The 16,614-nt window shown below is 66.7% G+C and carries 15 protein-coding genes; 9 read left to right on the plus strand and 6 right to left on the minus strand.

Annotated features, from left to right (window positions below):
* Positions 1-2: 2 nt before the first annotated feature.
* The 6 genes from ACQR1H_RS30325 (at position 3) to ACQR1H_RS30350 (ending at position 6,044) form a co-directional block, all read left to right on the plus strand.
* Complete coding sequence (locus ACQR1H_RS30325; protein ID WP_315803997.1) at positions 3-383, plus strand: hypothetical protein; 381 nt, start codon at positions 3-5, stop codon at positions 381-383.
* 246 nt (positions 384-629) lie between these two features.
* Positions 630-1,370: a DNA repair protein RecO gene (recO, locus tag ACQR1H_RS30330; protein ID WP_434908629.1), complete on the plus strand. Its 741-nt coding sequence runs from the start codon at positions 630-632 to the stop codon at positions 1,368-1,370.
* Between the two features lie 290 nt (positions 1,371-1,660).
* The gene (locus tag ACQR1H_RS30335) at positions 1,661-3,409 is read left to right on the plus strand and encodes a phospholipase D-like domain-containing protein (protein ID WP_434864195.1); all 1,749 of its coding nucleotides are present in this window, start codon (positions 1,661-1,663) and stop codon (positions 3,407-3,409) included.
* A 30-nt stretch (positions 3,410-3,439) separates the two neighbouring features.
* Positions 3,440-4,486, plus strand: coding sequence for a DUF2278 family protein (locus ACQR1H_RS30340; protein ID WP_315803994.1), 1,047 nt, complete (start codon positions 3,440-3,442; stop codon positions 4,484-4,486).
* Positions 4,487-4,640: 154 nt separating this feature from the next.
* A complete protein-coding gene (locus ACQR1H_RS30345; RefSeq protein WP_434908630.1) occupies positions 4,641-5,627 on the plus strand; it encodes a glutathione S-transferase family protein in 987 nt (328 codons plus the stop codon).
* A 9-nt stretch (positions 5,628-5,636) separates the two neighbouring features.
* Positions 5,637-6,044 (plus strand): ACT domain-containing protein, encoded by a 408-nt coding sequence (locus ACQR1H_RS30350; RefSeq protein WP_315803992.1) that lies wholly within the window; start codon positions 5,637-5,639, stop codon positions 6,042-6,044.
* A gap of 21 nt (positions 6,045-6,065) precedes the next feature.
* Here ACQR1H_RS30350 and ACQR1H_RS30355 read toward each other — a convergent pair whose 3' ends face one another.
* A complete protein-coding gene (locus ACQR1H_RS30355) occupies positions 6,066-7,124 on the minus strand; it encodes a LysR family transcriptional regulator (RefSeq protein WP_316181916.1) in 1,059 nt (352 codons plus the stop codon).
* A 155-nt stretch (positions 7,125-7,279) separates the two neighbouring features.
* Here ACQR1H_RS30355 and ACQR1H_RS30360 point away from each other — a divergent pair, with 155 nt between their 5' ends.
* The 3 genes from ACQR1H_RS30360 to ACQR1H_RS30370 all read left to right on the plus strand — a co-directional run bounded on the left by ACQR1H_RS30360 (position 7,280) and on the right by ACQR1H_RS30370 (position 11,279).
* Positions 7,280-8,941, plus strand: a complete 1,662-nt coding sequence (locus ACQR1H_RS30360) for an acetolactate synthase large subunit (RefSeq protein ID WP_434874503.1) — start codon at positions 7,280-7,282, stop codon at positions 8,939-8,941.
* A 1-nt stretch (position 8,942) separates the two neighbouring features.
* A complete protein-coding gene (locus tag ACQR1H_RS30365; protein ID WP_434874504.1) occupies positions 8,943-10,544 on the plus strand; it encodes an FAD-binding protein in 1,602 nt (533 codons plus the stop codon).
* A gap of 111 nt (positions 10,545-10,655) precedes the next feature.
* Entirely contained in the window at positions 10,656-11,279 is a 624-nt protein-coding gene (locus ACQR1H_RS30370; RefSeq protein ID WP_316237444.1) for a glutathione S-transferase family protein, read from the plus strand.
* Between the two features lie 3 nt (positions 11,280-11,282).
* Here the strand turns inward: ACQR1H_RS30370 and ACQR1H_RS30375 are convergent, their stop codons facing one another.
* From ACQR1H_RS30375 to ACQR1H_RS30395, 5 genes are all read right to left on the minus strand, one after another.
* Positions 11,283-12,071, minus strand: a complete 789-nt coding sequence (locus tag ACQR1H_RS30375) for an IclR family transcriptional regulator (protein ID WP_315803987.1) — start codon at positions 12,069-12,071, stop codon at positions 11,283-11,285.
* A 31-nt stretch (positions 12,072-12,102) separates the two neighbouring features.
* Complete coding sequence (locus tag ACQR1H_RS30380; protein WP_434908631.1) at positions 12,103-12,864, minus strand: SDR family NAD(P)-dependent oxidoreductase; 762 nt, start codon at positions 12,862-12,864, stop codon at positions 12,103-12,105.
* Positions 12,861-14,594: an FAD-dependent oxidoreductase gene (locus ACQR1H_RS30385; RefSeq protein ID WP_434908632.1), complete on the minus strand. Its 1,734-nt coding sequence runs from the start codon at positions 14,592-14,594 to the stop codon at positions 12,861-12,863. Before ACQR1H_RS30385 ends, ACQR1H_RS30380 begins: the two co-directional genes overlap by 4 nt.
* 10 nt (positions 14,595-14,604) lie before the next feature.
* On the minus strand, positions 14,605-15,816 hold the full coding sequence (locus ACQR1H_RS30390) for an ABC transporter substrate-binding protein (protein ID WP_315803984.1): 1,212 nt from the start codon (positions 15,814-15,816) through the stop codon (positions 14,605-14,607).
* A 154-nt stretch (positions 15,817-15,970) separates the two neighbouring features.
* A complete protein-coding gene (locus tag ACQR1H_RS30395; RefSeq protein ID WP_315803983.1) occupies positions 15,971-16,189 on the minus strand; it encodes a hypothetical protein in 219 nt (72 codons plus the stop codon).
* Positions 16,190-16,614 lie beyond the last annotated feature (425 nt).

Genomic DNA, 16,614 nt, shown 5'->3' on the forward strand with positions numbered 1-16,614 from the left:
CAATGAGCGTGCCGCGCAACGTGCTGTGGTTCGAAGTGCTGCTCTACATCTCGCTGATGCTGGACGCGCTGTCCGTTGCGGTGTCGGACCGGACGCCGACCTTCGACATGACCGAGGACATGATCACCGCGCAGACCGTGCTCAACGGGGTGGTCATCCTGCTGCTGTTCTATTTCGTCTATCTGGCGGCGCAGCGCCGCAGGAACTGGCCGCGCTGGGTGCTGCTGGGGGCGCTGGTGCTGTCCGACATCTCCCTGGTGCAGGTGATCGGCCAGAAGGGCATGACGCTCGATGCCGGCATCGAGGTCATCTCCTGCGCGCTGACGACGATGGGTCTGTACTACTCGTTCACGGGCGATGCGCGCGGCTGGTTCAACGCGTGACGCTTTGACCGTAAGGGCCGTAGAGCGCGGCGCGCCCACCAAGGTTGGGGGCTAGCGCAGAAGGCCACCAAGACGTCATTGCGAGCGCAGCGAAGCAATCCAGGGCTGCGATCCGACTCTGGATTGCTTCGCTGCGCTCGCAATGACGAGCTTTGTGGCGGCAGCGCGCACAAGCTACGTTGATTGTCCACCCGCGGCCGGCACTAGGAGGCAAGCGCGTGTGGAATCATTTGGGCGGCTCGTGAGATGGAATGGACCGACGATGGCATCGTGCTGGGCGTGCGGCGGCACGGCGAATCCTCGGCTGTCGTCGAGCTGCTGACCCGCGAGCATGGCCGGCATCTCGGTCTCGTGCGCGGGGCGAGCGGCAAGCGCATGCGGCCGGTGCTGCAGCCGGGCAATACGGTGCGCGCGATCTGGCGCGCGCGGCTCGATGAGCATCTCGGCATGTACGCCATCGACGCGCTGACCTTGCGGGCGGCGGGGCTGATCTCCGCGCAACACGGCGCCTACGGCGTGACGCATCTTGCCTCGCTGGCCCGGCTGTTGCCGGAGCGCGATCCGCACGAAGACATGTTTCTGCGGCTCGAACATGCGCTCGATGATTTCGAGGATGTGGGCAGCGCCGCTGTCCACATCGTGCGCTTCGAGCTGGCGATCCTCGCCGAACTCGGCTTCGGGCTCGATCTCGACTCCTGCGCTGCGACCGGCGAGACCTCGGACCTGATCTACGTATCGCCGAAGTCGGGCGGCGCGGTGTCGCGCGCGGCCGGCGCGCCATGGGCCGACCGCCTGCTGCCGTTGCCGCCCTTCCTGCGCGAGGGCGAGCAGGGCGATGGCTGGTCGCAGCAGGATCTGCTCGACGGCTTCCGGCTGACCGGCCTGTTCCTTCTGCGTCACGTGCTGGAGCCGCGCGGGCAGGGCCATTCCGACGCCCGCGAGGGCTTCATCAACGCGGTGACGCGGGCAAGGCCCGCCTTGCGATAGGGCTCGTTTTCGACGTTCGTCGTCATGTGCCCGCGCGCTCGTTCGCCAACGTCGAGACTGACGACACCGCGGGCATCGCGGCAAAGCTGATCCCGATACCGTCTCCGATTGTGACGTCATTCACATCCGTCTTCACACGGCCGACGCAGGATCGTGCAACAATCCTGGTTGATGATAGTTCTCAGATCATTTTGAGGTTGCGTCGGCCGCGGGTCCTGGCGAAGATTGCAGCCCTTCGACGAGATGCGTTTCGTGCGCGCCTTTTTTCATCATCGTGGGGCATTTCGATCATGAGCGATTTCGAGAACCGCAAATCCAGCAACGGGTTCACGTCCAAGCTGTGGCGTGGAGAGCGCATGACGATGATCGGCTTCGACGTTGCCGAGCCCGAACCCGATCTGGTCGGATTCTCGATCGAGGTGAAGTCGCCGGGCGCACGGGATTTTTCTCAGTTGCGCAACAGGATCGCGTTTTCCTACCCGGCCGGGGCCGACGCGGCGGTCGACGGCAACCGCAATTTCCCGTCGACCGAGGCGCCGTTCCAGAAATTCCGCTGGATCCATTTTCCCTACAGGCCCAAGGATGGAGTCTATACGTATCGTGTCGCCAAGCAGCACATGCGCAACGACGGCACGCTGGTGGCGGGGACCAGCCTCACGCTCGACATCACGCAGAGCGCCGTGACCTATGACGGCCTGGTCGACGTCGGTTTCACCCGCAACTTCGCCTCGTCTCAGGCCTATCGCGATCAGTTCGGCAACAATGCCGAGATCATTCCCGTCGAGAGCCGCGACGGGCCGGGCTTCGACAAGCTCGACCTCACCAACGAGGCCGGCGACAGCGTCTATGAGTGGCTGGGGTTCGAGGCCTACGACCTCCTGTTCGGCTTCTTGAAAGAGGCCCTGGCGGATCCCGGGCTCACGCTCGACGTGATGGCCTATGACCTCAACGAGCCCGATGTGATCGGCCAGCTCGAGCAGTTCGGTCCGCGGCTGCGGGCGATCATCGACGATTCCAATGCCAAGGATAACAGTCACAAGCTGCCGGGCAGCGCGGAGTCGCGCAGCGCCAAGCGCTTCAAGCAGGCGGGTGCTGCCGTGCTTCGCACGCATTTCAGCAACCTCCAGCACAACAAGGTCCTGATCACGCGCCGCGACGGCAAGCCCGAGAAAGTGCTGTGCGGCTCGACCAATTTCACCTTCCGCGGCCTCTATATTCAGGCCAACAACATGCTGGTCTTTCATTCGCCTGATGTCGCCGGGCTGTTCGGCGAGATGTTCGACATCGCCTTCGAGGACCCCTCGGTCTTCCGGAAGAATGATTTCTCCAAGAAGTGGCACGCCGTCCATACCGAGGGAAAGCCGACCGTACAGCTCTGCTTCTCACCGCACCAGGCCACCGATCTCTCGCTCAATCCGATCCGGGCCGCGATCGATCAGGCCACCTCGTCGGTGTTCTACTCGGTCGCGTTTCTGAGCCAGCTCGGCGACGGTCCGACCAAGGACGCGTTCGACCGCGTGATGGAGCGGCCGATCTTCAGCTACGGCACGGTCGACAAGCGCGGCGCCCTGGAGCTGCGCAAGCCCGACGGCTCGATCGGTCTCGTCGATTTCGCCTATCTCGCGAGCAAGGCGCCGGAGCCGTTCCGCAGCGAATGGTCCGGCGGCAAGGGCCGCAACATCCATCACAAATTCCTGGTGACCGATTTCAGCCTGCCGACCGCGAAAGTGTTCACCGGATCGAGCAACTTCTCGCCGAGCGGAGAGAAGGGCAACGGCGACCACCTCATCATGATCGAGGACCGAAAGATCGCCACCTCCTATGCGATCGAGGCCACCCGCGTGTTCGATCACCTGCAGTTTCGCAACCGGATGCGCGATGCGTTCAAGGGCAAGTCCGAGCGGCAGCGCTCCGCGTCCGCGCCTGCGGCGATCACGCTGCGCAAGCCGACGGCGTTGTCCGGCAAGCCGGCCTGGTTCGAGCGCTTCTACGTCGACGGCTCGCAGGCCGAACGCGATCGATTGCTGTTCTCGTCCTAGATATCGTTACGGACAGAGTTGGAGACGACCATGCCATTGAACGACTATTCGCTTCTCAAGGGTCGGCCCATCAACAATCGTCTGGCGTCGGGAAGCAGTCCGCACTATCAGGTGCAGGTCTCCGCCGACGGTGAGCTCTATCGCATCGCCATCAATGTCCGTTCCCAGGATGGCAGCGAGGTCGAGTTCCTGGTCCGCTCGCGCTTCGAACATCCGATCGTCGACGGCCTGAAGGCGTTTTCGGAGGGGCTGCATCCATTGGAGAGCAAGCCTGGCGGCGTGGCGCTCGATTTCATCCGGGGCAATCTGATGCAGCCGTGGGAGCTCAAGCCGCTGCCGCTGTCGGCCGCGGGCCCCGACAACGATCTCAACGAGAAAATCGACGCCTACGTTCAGCGCGCCATGTCCGACGAGACGGCTCTCATTTATGCCTTCGGCGTCGCATGGGGACCGGAGGAGAAGGCCGACCGCTATTTCGGCTTCAAGCCCGGCCGCGGTATCCACGATATCCATTTCAACCAGGGCAATCCGGCCGGCAAATACGCCGGGGACAACGGTCCCTGGCAGGACGGTGGACTGATCTTCGAGTTTCCCGACCAGCAGCAATGGGTCGCCATCTTCCTGAAGTTCCAGACCCAGGCCTGGCATTCGGACGATGTCAGCGGCGGGGTCATCCTGCCGCCCGATCCCGATCACCCGAACGCGCCGCATACGCCGCCCGACCGCGACCACATTCCGCCGCTCGACGTGCCCGACGGGCTGGTGCGGATCATCGCGGCCTATGTCAACGACGTGCGCACGCCGGAGCACGAGACGGTCACGCTGCTGAACACCGCCGATGTCGACGTCGATCTCACCGGCTGGCAGATCAAGGACAAGCAGAAGAACGCCATGCAGCTCAGCGGCACGATCGCGCGCGGCGCCACCTTGGTGGTGCCCATCGTCGCGCCGGTCGCGCTGTCGAACCGGGGCGGCATCATCACGCTGTTGAATGCCGCAGGCGTGAAGGTGCACGGCGTCTCCTATACGCGGGAACAGGCGGCGCAGCCGGGCCGCACCATCCCGTTCCAGTCGTGACCGCGTGTCGCGCGGCGGAGCCGTCTCGTCGAAGCGTGGGCTCTCTGCTGGCGCAGAGGCGGGGTGACGTGTACTCCTGTCACGTAAGGGCCAAGGCAAGAGGGCGGCACATTGCTGCGCCCCCGCGCAGGTCACGGCGTGAGAGGAGAGCGTCATGGGAGTGCTGGTCGACGGCGAATGGCACGACGTCTGGTACGACACGGTGGCGTCCGGCGGCCGTTTCATCCGCAAGGATTCTGCATTCCGCAGCTTCGTCACGGCTGACGGCCGTCCGGGCCCGTCCGGCACCGGCGGCTTCGCGGCCGAAGCGGGCCGCTATCATCTCTATGTCAGCCTGGCCTGCCCGTGGGCTCACCGCACCCTGATCATGCGCGCCCTGAAGGGGCTCGATGACATGATCTCGGTATCGGTCGTGCACTGGCTGATGCGCGAGCAGGGCTGGACCTTTGCCGAGGGTCCGGGCGTCGTGGCCGACAGCGTCAATCACGCCGGCCTTCTGCACCAGGTCTACACCGCCGCAGAGCCGCATTATTCCGGCCGCGTCACCGTGCCCGTACTGTGGGACAAGCAGAAGCGCACCATCGTCAACAACGAGTCGTCCGAGATCATTCGCATGCTGAACTCGGCGTTCGACGGCGTCGGCGCCAGGCAAGGTGACTATTATCCGCAAGCCCAGCGTGACGAGATCGACGCCATCAATGCGCGCGTCTACGACACGCTGAACAACGGCGTCTACAAATGCGGCTTCGCGACCACGCAAGGGGCGTATGAGGAGGCGATCGGCCCGCTGTTCGCCACGCTCGACTGGCTGGAGGAGCGGCTGTCGGCGCGCCGCTTCCTGCTCGGCAACACCTTGACCGAGGCCGACATCCGGCTGTTCACGACCCTGATCCGCTTCGATGCCGTCTATGTCGGCCACTTCAAGTGCAACATCCGTCGCATCGCCGACTATCCGCATCTCGCAGCCTACACGCGCGATCTCTACCAATGGCCGGGAATCGCCGCGACAGTGAATTTCGAGCACATCAAGCGGCACTATTACGAGAGCCATCGCACCATCAATCCGACCGGCATCGTCCCGGTCGGGCCGCGGCAGGATTTCACCGCGCCGCATGGGCGCGAGCGCCTGGCGACGAATTGACGAGGATCCATGGCGGGTGAACGCAACCTCGATACGCTGCTGCGCACGATGGCTCCCGAGCTGCAGGACGGCGTGTTCGTGTTCTGCACTGTCGACACGCATCAGGACATCCCGGCCGGGCTGACGCCCCTCATGCTGTTCCGGGAGCGCGAAGCGATCACGCTCATCGTGCGGCGCGAGGAAGCAGAGCGGGCAGGGTTGCCCTGCCGGTTCGCCTCGCGCCTGATCACGCTCTCGGTGCTATCAGCGCTTGATGCGGTGGGTTTCCTTGCCGCGGTGACGACGAAGCTCGCGGCCGCCGGCATCAGCGTCAACGCGGTCTCGGCGTTTCACCACGATCATCTGTTCGTGCCGGAAGCACGAGGCAAGGAAGCCGTGCTACTCTTGCATGAGCTGTCTCGCAGCGCCGCCACCTAGCGATGGCAGGACGACGATCAGTCAGGCTTTGCTTCTGCCGACGTGATGCGATCGGCCTCGCCGGAGTCCACTCGGTTTCTTGCGTGTCGTGGCCGGCGACCGCTTCGTGTCACGCGCGGCGCGGGGGGCCGGAGGCCGGCGTGGCGCGATCAGCGTTCGCTCGGCCTGCGCGCGCACCAGGTCCATCAACATCATCGCTGCGGGCGACGGGGTCCGCCCCTTCAGCCGCAGGATGCCGAACTGCGCCATCAGCAGATCCGATGCGCGCGGCTCTTTCAGCTCGGCCACGTTGAGGCGGATCAACTGACCGGAGGCCAGCTCGTGGGTGAGAACGGCGTCGCCCGCGACGAGCACGATGTCGGAGCGAATGGCCATTTGCACCAGCAGGCTCGCGTTCTCGGATTCGAGCGCGACGTCGAAGCCGCGGCCCTCCGGCGCAGCGATGAGCGCTTCCAGGCGCCTGCTGAATTCCGGCGGCAGCGCAACGGAGGCGAAGTGCTGGCCGGCAAGCTCGCGTGCCGAAAGCTCCCGTCGGCGCGCCAACGGATGAGTCGCCCGACAGTAGAAGTATCCCGGAAGGCCGCCGAGCGGCTCGATGTCGAGGCTGTCGTCGGCGCGGATGTCGGTGATGTGCGCGAGGAAGAAATCGAGCTTGCCTTGCTGCAGCACCTCCATCAGGGCGCGCCAATTGTCCTGCACCACGATGATGCGCACGGACGGGTGCTCCGAATACAGCCGCGCCATGGCATCCGGCAGAAGCGTCAGCCCGGTGAAGGCGCCGACGCCCACCGTCACCTCGCCGGCATCTCCCGAGCGGAGCAGGCGCATCTCGCGGCCGAGATCGTCGGCGCCAGACAACAGCGACCGGGCCCGTGCCACCAGCCGTTCGCCGACCGGGGTGATCTCCACCGAGCGCGAGCTGCGGTCGAACAGCCGCATCCCGGCGGCGTCCTCCAAGGTCTGCAAGCTGCGGCTCAGCGCCGACTGCGTGACGTGGGCGCGCTGGGCCGCCCGGGCGAAATGCCGCTCTTCCGCGAGGTAGACCAACTGCTGCAGCTGGCGCAGGGTGGGGGTGTACATCGATGAGCCGAAATCATTGATCCAGCCATAACAATTCATTGGATTTCTGAGACCGTCAATTCCAAAATGGCGCAAATACAAACAGGGGAAATGCCATGGCGGGGTTGGCCAAGTCGCCCCGCGCTGCGGCAGTCTCCCGGCAACAGGCTCTTCTCATGCCCAACGGCGCGCAAGCTCTGATACGGACCCTGGTCAATTCCGGCATTCGGGTCTGCTTCACCAATCCCGGCACCTCGGAGATGCATTTCGTCGCGGCGCTGGATTCCGCGCCGGAGATGCGCGCCGTGCTGTGCCTGTTCGAAGGCGTGGCGACCGGCGCGGCGGACGGCTACGCCCGCATGACCGGCACGCCGGCGGCAACGCTGCTGCATCTCGGCTGCGGCCTCGGCAATGGCCTCGCCAATCTGCACAATGCGCGCAAGGGCAAGGTGCCCGTCGTGAACATCGTCGGCGACCACGCCACCTACCATGTCCCGTATGACGCGCAGCTCCAGTCCGACATCGAGACCGTCGCGCGCAACGTCTCGCCGGAATTCGTCTGGACCTCGCAGGTGACGTCGGAATTGTGCCGCGACGCGGTGGCGGCCGTGAAGGCGGCGTGCTCCTGGCCCGGACAGGTTGCGACGCTGATCCTGCCGGCCGACGTGTCCTGGGGGGAGGGCGGCGTCGCCGAGCCGGCGCCGGTGATCGAGCCGCCGGCGGCCGCCGACGATGCGACCGTGCAGGCGGTCGCCGAGGCGATCAGGGCGGGCGGCCGCAGCGCTTTTCTGCTCGGTGGCACCGCGCTGCACGAGGAGTCGCTGCTGGCGGCCGCGCGCATCGCGGCGGCCTGCGGCGTGAAAGTCTACGCCGAGACCTTTCCGACGCGCATGCAGCGGGGAGCGGGCCTGCCGGCCGTCGAGCGCATCGCCTATCTCGCCGAGATGGCGCAGATCCAGCTCAAGGAGATCGACACGCTGATCCTGGTCGACGCCAAGGCGCCGGTGTCGTTCTTCGCCTATCCCGGCAAGAAGAGCTATCTGCCGCATGACGGCTGCAAGGTGCTGACCTTGTCGACGCCGGCGCAATGCGCCGCGGGCAGCCTGGTCAAGCTTGCGGCCGCGCTGGAGGCCAACAGCGCCACGCCGGCATTGTCACCGGCCTCGCGGCCCGGGCGTCCGCGCGGCAAGAAGCTCACCGCGGAAAAGGTCTGCAAGGCCGTGGGTCATCTCCTGCCCGAGAACGCCATCATCATCGACGAGGCCATCAGCTCCGGCCTGATGCTGTCGAAGTTCACCGCGGGCGCGCCGCGCCACGATCTGATCACCTTGACCGGCGGCGCCATCGGGCAGGGGTTGCCGAACGCGATCGGCGCGGCGATCGCCTGTCCGGACCGGCCGGTGATCGCGCTGATCGGCGACGGCAGCTCGATGTACACGATCCAGTCGCTGTGGACGATCGCGCGCGAGCGGCTCAACGTCACCGCCATCATCTTCAACAACGCCTCCTACTCCGTGCTCAACGTCGAGCTGGAGCGGGTCGGCGCCGAGGAGATCGGTCCGAAGGCGCGGGCGCAGCTCGATTTGCACGGGCCGGTCCTGAAATTCGCGCAGATCGCCGACGGCATGGGCGTGCGATCGACCCGCGTCGCCACGCCGGACGAACTCACCAGCGCGTTGCAGGGGGCGCTGGCGCGGCCGGGGCCGCATCTGATCGAGGCGATGGTGCCGCCGGCGCTGACCGGCCTCAAGCTGAAGCTCCTGCCGCATCTCCTGGGATCGCTCGACCGCGTCCCGCTGCCGGTGGCGCGGATGCTCAAGCGCAAGATCGCGCCGTGACATGAGCGCGACGCTGCAATCCGACCTCGTCATCGCCGGCGGCGGTCTCGCCGGCATCGTCACCGCGCTGGAAGCGCTGCGCGCCGGCAAGTCGGTGACCATCGTGGACCGGGACACGCCGGAGCGGTTCGGCGGGCTGGCGTTGTGGGCGTTCGGCGGCATGGCGCTGATCGGCACGCCGTTGCAGGCGCGCATGAAGATCCCGGATACGCCGGAGATCGCGCTGCGCGACTGGATCAGGTTCGGCGAGCTCGACGCGGCCGAGCACTGGCCGCTGCAATGGGCGCGCTATTACGTCGAGCATTCGCGCGCCGAGGTCTACGATTGGCTGCTGGCGCACGGCGTGACCTTCATGCCGGCCGTGAACTGGGTCGAGCGCGGCCGGCACGGCGACGGCAATGCGCTGCCGCGCTACCACATCGTCTGGGGCACCTCGCAGCGGCTGACGCGCGTGATGATCGCGGCGATGCGCGCGGCCGATCGTGGCGGCAGACTGACGGTTCTGCACCGCCATTGCGTCGTCGGCCTCGATCGCGCCGGCGGCGCCGTGGCGGGCGTCGTTGCCGTCAACGAGCAGACGGGCGCGGAAATCCGCATCGCGGCGCCGCTGACGGTGCTGGCGATGGGCGGCCTCAATGGCAGCCACGCGGAGGCCCGCGCCAACTGGGTCAAAGGCCGGCCGCTGCCGGCGGCGATGCTCAATGGCGCGCATCCGCACTCCGACGGCAAGCTGCATCACCACGCGGCCGGGGCGCTGGGCGCCGAGATCACGCATGCCGGCGAGATGTGGAACTACGCCGCCGGAATCCCGCATCCGTTTCCGCATTTCGAGGGCCATGGCCTGTCGCTGGTGCCATGCAAATCGGCGCTGTGGCTCAACCATCGCGGCGAGCGGATCGGGCCCGAGCCGCTGGTGACCGGCTTCGACACCCATGATCTGTGCCAGCGCGTCGCGGCGCAGGAGAAGCCGTATACGTGGCATCTGTTGAACTGGCGCATCGCCGCCAAGGAGTTCGCCATCTCCGGCGCCGAGCACAATCCGCGCATCCGCGACCGGCAGATGCCGATGTTCCTCAAGGAGACGCTGCTCGGCAATCATCGCCTGGTCAGGCAGATGCAGCGCGAGAGCCGGCATTTCCTGGTCGACGAGACGCTGGCCGGCCTCGCCGCCAAGATGAATGCGCTGACCGGCACCGGCGACGTGAAGCCGGAGGTGCTGCAGGCCACTGCCGACGCCTTCGACGCCAACTTCAAGAACGGCGACAAGCTCTTCAATGACGATCAGCTGCGCCGGATCCTGCACGCGCGGCAATGGGGCCCCGACAAGATCCGCACCTGCAAGCCGGCGCCGCTGCAGATGCGCGGGGCAGGGCCGTACATCGCCATCCACATGCAGCTCATCACCCGCAAGAGCCTCGGCGGCCTCAAGACCGATCTGCAGAGCCGGGTCCTCGACACCACGGGCGCGCCGATCGGCGGCCTCTACGCGGTCGGCGAAGCCGCCGGCTTCGGCGGCGGCGGCGCGTCGGGCAAGCGCTCGCTGGAGGGCACGTTCCTGCCGGGTTGCATTCTCACCGCACGGGCGGCGGTGCGCGCGATGTGACGGCTACGGGAACCGTCCGGGTCCGCGGAACCGCCGCTGAATTATTGCTCGGTCACTGTCGATCCGGTGCTGCTACGTTCGTCTTCGAGGCACATGAGATGGAGACCCGTCATGAAGATCTACTGGATCAAGGCTCAGGCGCCGCGCCGCGTGCTGGCGCTGGTGAAGCATCTCGGCGTCCCGGCCGAGTTCATCGACATCACCGGCCAAATGAAGACGCCGGATTATGCCGCGCTCAATCCCAACATGAAGGCGCCGGTGCTGGTCGACGGCGACACCGTGCTGTGGGAGTCGACCGCCATCATGGCGCACCTCTGCATCCGCGAGAGCTGCGACATGTGGCCGGCGCGCGATCCGCAGGAGCAGATCGAGGTGCTGCGCTGGCTGGCGTGGACCGATTGCCACTGGGCGCCCGCGGTCGGGCCGTTCTATTTCGAGCACATCGTGAAGAAGACGTTCGGGATCGGTGCGCCGGACCGTGCCGCGCTGGTCGCGAAGGTGCCGAACCTGAAGACGTTCGCCGCCGTGCTCGACGCGCATCTCAGGTCGCATAGCCACATTGCTTGCGACCGGCTCACCATCGCCGATTTCGCGGCCGCTTCGATGGCGACCGACTGGCGCGAGGCCGAGATGCCGATGGAGACGTTTCCGAACATCGTGCGCTGGCTCGACGGGCTGATGCGGCTGCCGGCGTGGGCCGATCCGTGGCCGGAGAAGCGCTCGGTCGCGGCCTGAGGCTCACGGCTGCGCGATGCCGTGGCCGAGCTGCTTGGAGATCTCGGCCGCGCAGGCGCGCAGGCGGTTCGCGAGCGGCGACTGCCAGCCGGCATCGAAGGTGCCGGCTGGTCCCATCGCGGTGATGACCAGCGCGACGTGACCGGCGTGATCGAACACCGGCGCGGCGAAGGCATTGACGCCGGGCAGGGGATCGCCGACGGCGCGCGCCAGTCCCTGCGCGCGCACCTCGGCCAGCATCTCCGCCACTTTCGGGCTCCTCAGTGCGCGCTTCGGATTGTAGCCGACACCGAGACGGTCGAGGCCGGCGTCGAGCGCGGCCTTCACCGTCTTCGGCGGCAGGAACGCCGCGAAGGCGCGGCCGGTCGCGGTTTCCAAGAGCGCCATGATCGAGCCGACGCGCATCACGATGTGCACCGGATGGCTCGGCTCCTCCAGCCGCACCACGGTGGGGCCATTGGTGCCCCACACCGCGAGCGAGACCGCGTGATCGATGGCGCCGGCGAGCGCCGCGATCTTCGGAGTGGCGATCCGTACCGCCGACAGCCGCCGCAGGCTGATCAGTCCGAGCTCGAGCGCGAGCGGGCCGATCTCGTAGCGTCCGGTGGTTTCGTCCTGCTCGATCAAACCGATGCGCGAGAAGCTGACGAGATAGGGATGCGCCTTGGCCGGCGGCAGCCCGGCCTCGCGCGCGAGGTCGCGCAGCATCATCGGCTCGCCGCTGCGCGCCAGCGCCTGCAGCAAGGTGCCGCCGACCTCGATCGATTGGATGCCGCGGCTCTCTCGTCCCATGTCTTGTTGTGCCCCTGGTTCGGCGCCGTGCCTACACCGCCAGGAAGCCGCCGTCGACCGGCAGGGTCACGCCGTTGACGTAGGATGCCATGTCCGAGACCAGGAACGCCACTGGGCCGGCGAGCTCCTCCGGCTGGCCGACGCGGCCGAGCGGCGTGCGGCTCATGAAGCCGGCGAGCCGCTCCGGATCGTTGCGGGTCGTCTCCGTCATCGCGGTGGCGATCACGCCGGGCGCGATGGCGTTGACGCGGATGCCGTCGGCGGCGAGCTCGCGCGCCAGCGCCTGGGTCAGCGACTTCACGCCGCCCTTGGAGGGCGAGTAGCCGAGCGTGTTGCTGATGCCGATGAAGGAGGCGACGGAAGCGATGTTGACGATGGTGCCGCGCGTCGCGCGCAACGCGGCGAGAAACGCGTAGGTGACGTTGAACACGCCGTTGAGATTGACGTCGATCACCCGCTGCCAGTTCTGCGCGGCCCGCGGCGAGTCGATATTCTCTCGGATGATGATGCCGGCATTGTTGATGAGAATGGAAATCGGTCCGACCTCGCCGCGTAGCTGCGCGGCCAATGCCGCGCAGCCTGCGGCGTCGGTGACATCGAGCTTGTAGGCCCACGCCTTGCGGCCATGGCCGCGGATCTCGGCGGCGCAGCGCTCCGCACCCTCGATGTCGATGTCGGTGATCACGACATCGGCGCCGCGGCCCGCGAGTCCCAGCGCAATCGCACGGCCGTTGCCATTGGCGGCGCCGGTGACCAGCGCCAGCTTTCCGGCCAACATCTGATGGTCGCTCATGCGGCGCTCCTTTGGCCCGCGCGTTCCGCGAGGTGCCGACCGGCAATGTAGCCGAAGGTCAGCGCCGGTCCCAGCGTGATGCCGGCACCCGGATAGTTGCCGCCCATGATGCTCGCCATGTCGTTGCCGGCGGCATAGAGCCCCTCGATCGGCTGTCCCCCGGCGTCGAGCGCGCGGGCATGCTCGTCAGTGCGGATGCCGGCATAGGTGCCGAGATCGCCGATCACCATCTTGATCGCGTAGAACGGCCCGTCCTTGATCGGCGCCACGCACGGGTTCGGTCCGTGCAGCGCATCGCCCTGGTAGCGGTTATAGGCGCGCGAGCCCTTGCCGAACGTGGGATCCTGGCCCAGCGCCGCATCGGCGTTGAAGGCGGCGACGGTTGCTTCCAGCCCCCGCGGATCGATGCCCGTCGTGCTCGCGAGTTCGGCCAATGTCGCGCCGCGCTTGAGATAGCCGGTGCTGAGATGGTGCCCGAGCGGCATCGGGAACGGCGGCACGCAGCCGAGGCCATAGCGGCGCAAGGAGCGGTGGTCGGTGATCAGCCAAGCCGCGATCTCGCGTCCCGGCTTGGCCGCCTTGACCATCGCCTGCACGAAGTCGTGGTAGGAGTTGCCTTCATTGGCGAAGCGCACGCCATCCGCGGTCACCGCGATCACGCCCGGCTTGGCGCGGTCGATGAAGTGCGGCATCACGCCCTTGCTGCCGTCCTTGCGCGTGGTGACGGAGACCGGCACCCAGGCCGCCGCATGCGGCAGGCCATCCTCGACCCGGCCGCCGACGGCTTCCGCGAGCCGCAGGCCGTCGCCGGTGTTGCCGACAGGGCCGGGCGACACATGCTCCTGTCCGGTCGGCGCATGCGGAAACATCGCCTTGCGCCTGTCGACGTCATGCGGGAAGCCGCCGCAGGCCAGCACCACGCCGAGCCGCGCATTGACGCGGATACGTCGGCCCTGGCGCATCACCACGGCGCCGCGCACGGCCTCGCCGTCGCGGATCAGCTCGGCCACCGGCGACGACAGCCACAGCGGAATCCCGAGATCGAATGCCGACTTCGCGAGCCGCCCCGCCAGCGCATTGCCGTTGGTCAAGGTCATGCCGCGGCCGTGGCGCAGCACGTCCAGCGCATGCTTCGACAGCCGCTTGGCGACGTAGAACGCTGACGCCAGCGACTTGGTCGCGCGCATGAAATGGATGATCTCCTTGCCGGAGCCGAGCATCATGCCGAACACGGTGAGCTCGGGCAGCGGCTGGCCGAGATCCTTGATGTGGTCGCCGAGCTCGCGGCCGTCGAACGGGCGCGTCACCATCGAGCGGCCGCCCTGGGTGCCGCCCGGCGCCTCCGCGTGGTAGTCGGGAAAGGTCAGCGGCATGTCGAACTTCAGCGCGGTCTTGCTGGTGAAGAAGTCGACCGCCTCCGGGCCCTTGCTCAGGAACGCGTCGACCCGCGCCGCATCGTAGCTGTTGCCAGCTTCATGACGCAGATAGCTGCGCGCCAGCTCGGGCGGCTCGTCGATGCCCCAGGCCTTGGCCAGCGACGTGCCGGGAATCCACAGCCAGCCGCCGGAACGCGCCGTGGTGCCGCCGAACCGCGGCTCCTTCTCGGTCACGACGACCTTCAGCCCGGCATGGGCGGCGGTGACCGCCGCCGACAGCCCGGCGCAGCCCGAGCCGACCACCAGCACGTCGCAATCATGGGTGTCGCCGGCCTGGTGATCTGCTCCGCTCATGCGCGCGCTCCTACTTCTTCAGCAGCGGGCACTTGGATTCGGAGACCGGCCGGAACGCATCCTCGCCCTTTACGGTCTTGACGATCTCCAGGTAGTCCCACGGCTCCTTCGACTCCGACGGCTTCTTGACGCGGGCGAGATACATGTCGCGGATGACGCGACCATCCTCGCGAAGCTTGCCGCCGTGAACGAAGGTATCCTCGATCGGCAGCTCGCGCATCTTCGCCATGACAGCCTTGGGATCGTCTGTACCGGCCGCCTTGATCGCCTTGAGATAGTGCAGCACCGAGCCATAGACGCCGGTCTGGATCATCGTCGGCATCACCTTGGCGCGGGCGTAGAACTTCTTCGACCAGGCGCGGGTGGCATCGTCCATGTTCCAGTACGACGCCGTCGTCATGTAGGTGCCTTGCGCCGCCTCGAGCCCGATCGCATGCACGTCGGTGTCGAACATCAACAGCCCGACCAGCTTCTGGCCGCCCTTGACCAGGCCGAACTCGCCGGACTGCTTGATGGCGTTGTCGGTGTCCTGGCCGGCATTGGCGAAGGCGACGACGTCGGCCTTCGAGCTCTGCGCCTGCAGCGCGAACGAGGAGAAATCGGCGGTGTTGGTCGGATGCTTGACGCCGCCGAGGATGGTGCCGCCGAGCTCCTTGATGAAGCGCGTCGCGTCCTTCTCCAGTTGCTGGCCGAAGGCATAGTCCGCGGTGATGAAGTACCAGGACTTGCCGCCCTGGCCGATCACGGCGGAGGTCGTCACCTTCGACAGCGCATAGGTGTCGTAGGTGAAATGCACGGTGTTCGGGCTGCACAGCTCGTCGGTGAGCGAGCTCGCGCCCGGACCGGACAGCAGCGCGATCTTGTTGCGCTCGCGCACCATGTTGTGCACGGCGATCGCGATGCCGGAGTTGGGGATGTCCACGACGGCGTCGACCTTGCCGTTGTCGAACCAGTCGCGCACGACCGTGGTGCCGACGTCGGTCTTCATCTGGTGATCGGCGCTGATGATCTCGATCGGCTTGCCCAGCACGGTGGGCCCGAATTCCTCGACCGCCATCTTCGCCGCCTCGACCGAGCCCGGCCCGCTGTTGTCGCGCCCCCAGCTCGAGAGATCGGTGAGCACGCCGATCCGCACCACGTCGTCGGACACCTGGGCCGAGGCGTGGGTCGAAATGAATGTCGTCGTTGCCAGAAACGCGCAGGCGAGCCACTGCCGTCGCATGAAGATCCTCCCCGTTTGCCCCGCTCTGTCGGCGGTGGCAGCGAGTTAGACATTGACGAATTGGTTTGTCAATTACGAATGGGTGCGATGCAGCGCACAACGACTGTGGAGGTCGTCGCGGATATCGGATGGCGGCTGGGGAGCGCGATGCGCGCTACACGCGCGGCATGATCTGCAATTCGAGCAGCGCCAGTCGTTGCATCGCGGCAGGATCCCGCTCTCCGGTCTTGGCGGCACGCAGCACCGATTCGGCAAGCAGGGTGACATGGGTCGAGCTCACCGGCTCGGGCAGCGCGGCGATGGCGCTGTCGAGGGCCTGCGTCATCAGCACGATGACATCAGGCGAAAACGCAGCGTCTGAAAAATCCTTCATGCAGAACTGTCCGCAGCAGGGGCTTCAGTCGAAAATCGGTTGACGCAACGCGTGTTGATGTTGTCGGCAACGCGCCAGCCGCGGCTCCGGTTCCGGCTCTTCCGAGCTTCGGATCAGCAGAATCGCTGATCTGCCATGCGCAAACTGCCCGTCGAGCCAATCTGCCGCAGGCCGATCAGCTTGTGTCGTCGGGCAAATCAGGACGATGCTTCCGCCCATCCCGCCTCACCGAAGGGGCGTTACGCGCGATCGTCACGATACGCGAGGCGGGGAGCGGTGGCCTGTCGGATCGCAGCGTGCTCTATGCGCGTGGACGAACGAGTCCGGCAGGACGATGAAATCGCAGCGTCCTGGCGCCCCGATGCTGGCGTCAAGCCGGCGATGGATGCCTCAGGCATCGCGCTGACGACGGTGGCTAACAAGCC

Source organism: Bradyrhizobium sp. HKCCYLRH2015, assembly GCF_051168215.1.
Classification (GTDB): Bacteria; Pseudomonadota; Alphaproteobacteria; order Rhizobiales; family Xanthobacteraceae; genus Bradyrhizobium.

Bases quoted from the DNA above. Each gene is read 5' to 3' on its own strand.
- ACQR1H_RS30325 (WP_315803997.1), top strand. From the start codon at position 3: ATGAGCGTGCCGCGCAACGTGCTGTGGTTCGAAGTGCTGCTCTACATC.
- recO (WP_434908629.1), top strand. From the start codon at position 630: ATGGAATGGACCGACGATGGCATCGTGCTGGGCGTGCGGCGGCACGGC.
- ACQR1H_RS30335 (WP_434864195.1), top strand. From the start codon at position 1,661: ATGAGCGATTTCGAGAACCGCAAATCCAGCAACGGGTTCACGTCCAAG.
- ACQR1H_RS30340 (WP_315803994.1), top strand. From the start codon at position 3,440: ATGCCATTGAACGACTATTCGCTTCTCAAGGGTCGGCCCATCAACAAT.
- ACQR1H_RS30345 (WP_434908630.1), top strand. From the start codon at position 4,641: ATGGGAGTGCTGGTCGACGGCGAATGGCACGACGTCTGGTACGACACG.
- ACQR1H_RS30350 (WP_315803992.1), top strand. From the start codon at position 5,637: ATGGCGGGTGAACGCAACCTCGATACGCTGCTGCGCACGATGGCTCCC.
- ACQR1H_RS30355 (WP_316181916.1), bottom strand. From the start codon at position 7,124: ATGTACACCCCCACCCTGCGCCAGCTGCAGCAGTTGGTCTACCTCGCG.
- ACQR1H_RS30360 (WP_434874503.1), top strand. From the start codon at position 7,280: ATGCCCAACGGCGCGCAAGCTCTGATACGGACCCTGGTCAATTCCGGC.
- ACQR1H_RS30365 (WP_434874504.1), top strand. From the start codon at position 8,943: ATGAGCGCGACGCTGCAATCCGACCTCGTCATCGCCGGCGGCGGTCTC.
- ACQR1H_RS30370 (WP_316237444.1), top strand. From the start codon at position 10,656: ATGAAGATCTACTGGATCAAGGCTCAGGCGCCGCGCCGCGTGCTGGCG.
- ACQR1H_RS30375 (WP_315803987.1), bottom strand. From the start codon at position 12,071: ATGGGACGAGAGAGCCGCGGCATCCAATCGATCGAGGTCGGCGGCACC.
- ACQR1H_RS30380 (WP_434908631.1), bottom strand. From the start codon at position 12,864: ATGAGCGACCATCAGATGTTGGCCGGAAAGCTGGCGCTGGTCACCGGC.
- ACQR1H_RS30385 (WP_434908632.1), bottom strand. From the start codon at position 14,594: ATGAGCGGAGCAGATCACCAGGCCGGCGACACCCATGATTGCGACGTG.
- ACQR1H_RS30390 (WP_315803984.1), bottom strand. From the start codon at position 15,816: ATGCGACGGCAGTGGCTCGCCTGCGCGTTTCTGGCAACGACGACATTC.
- ACQR1H_RS30395 (WP_315803983.1), bottom strand. From the start codon at position 16,189: ATGAAGGATTTTTCAGACGCTGCGTTTTCGCCTGATGTCATCGTGCTG.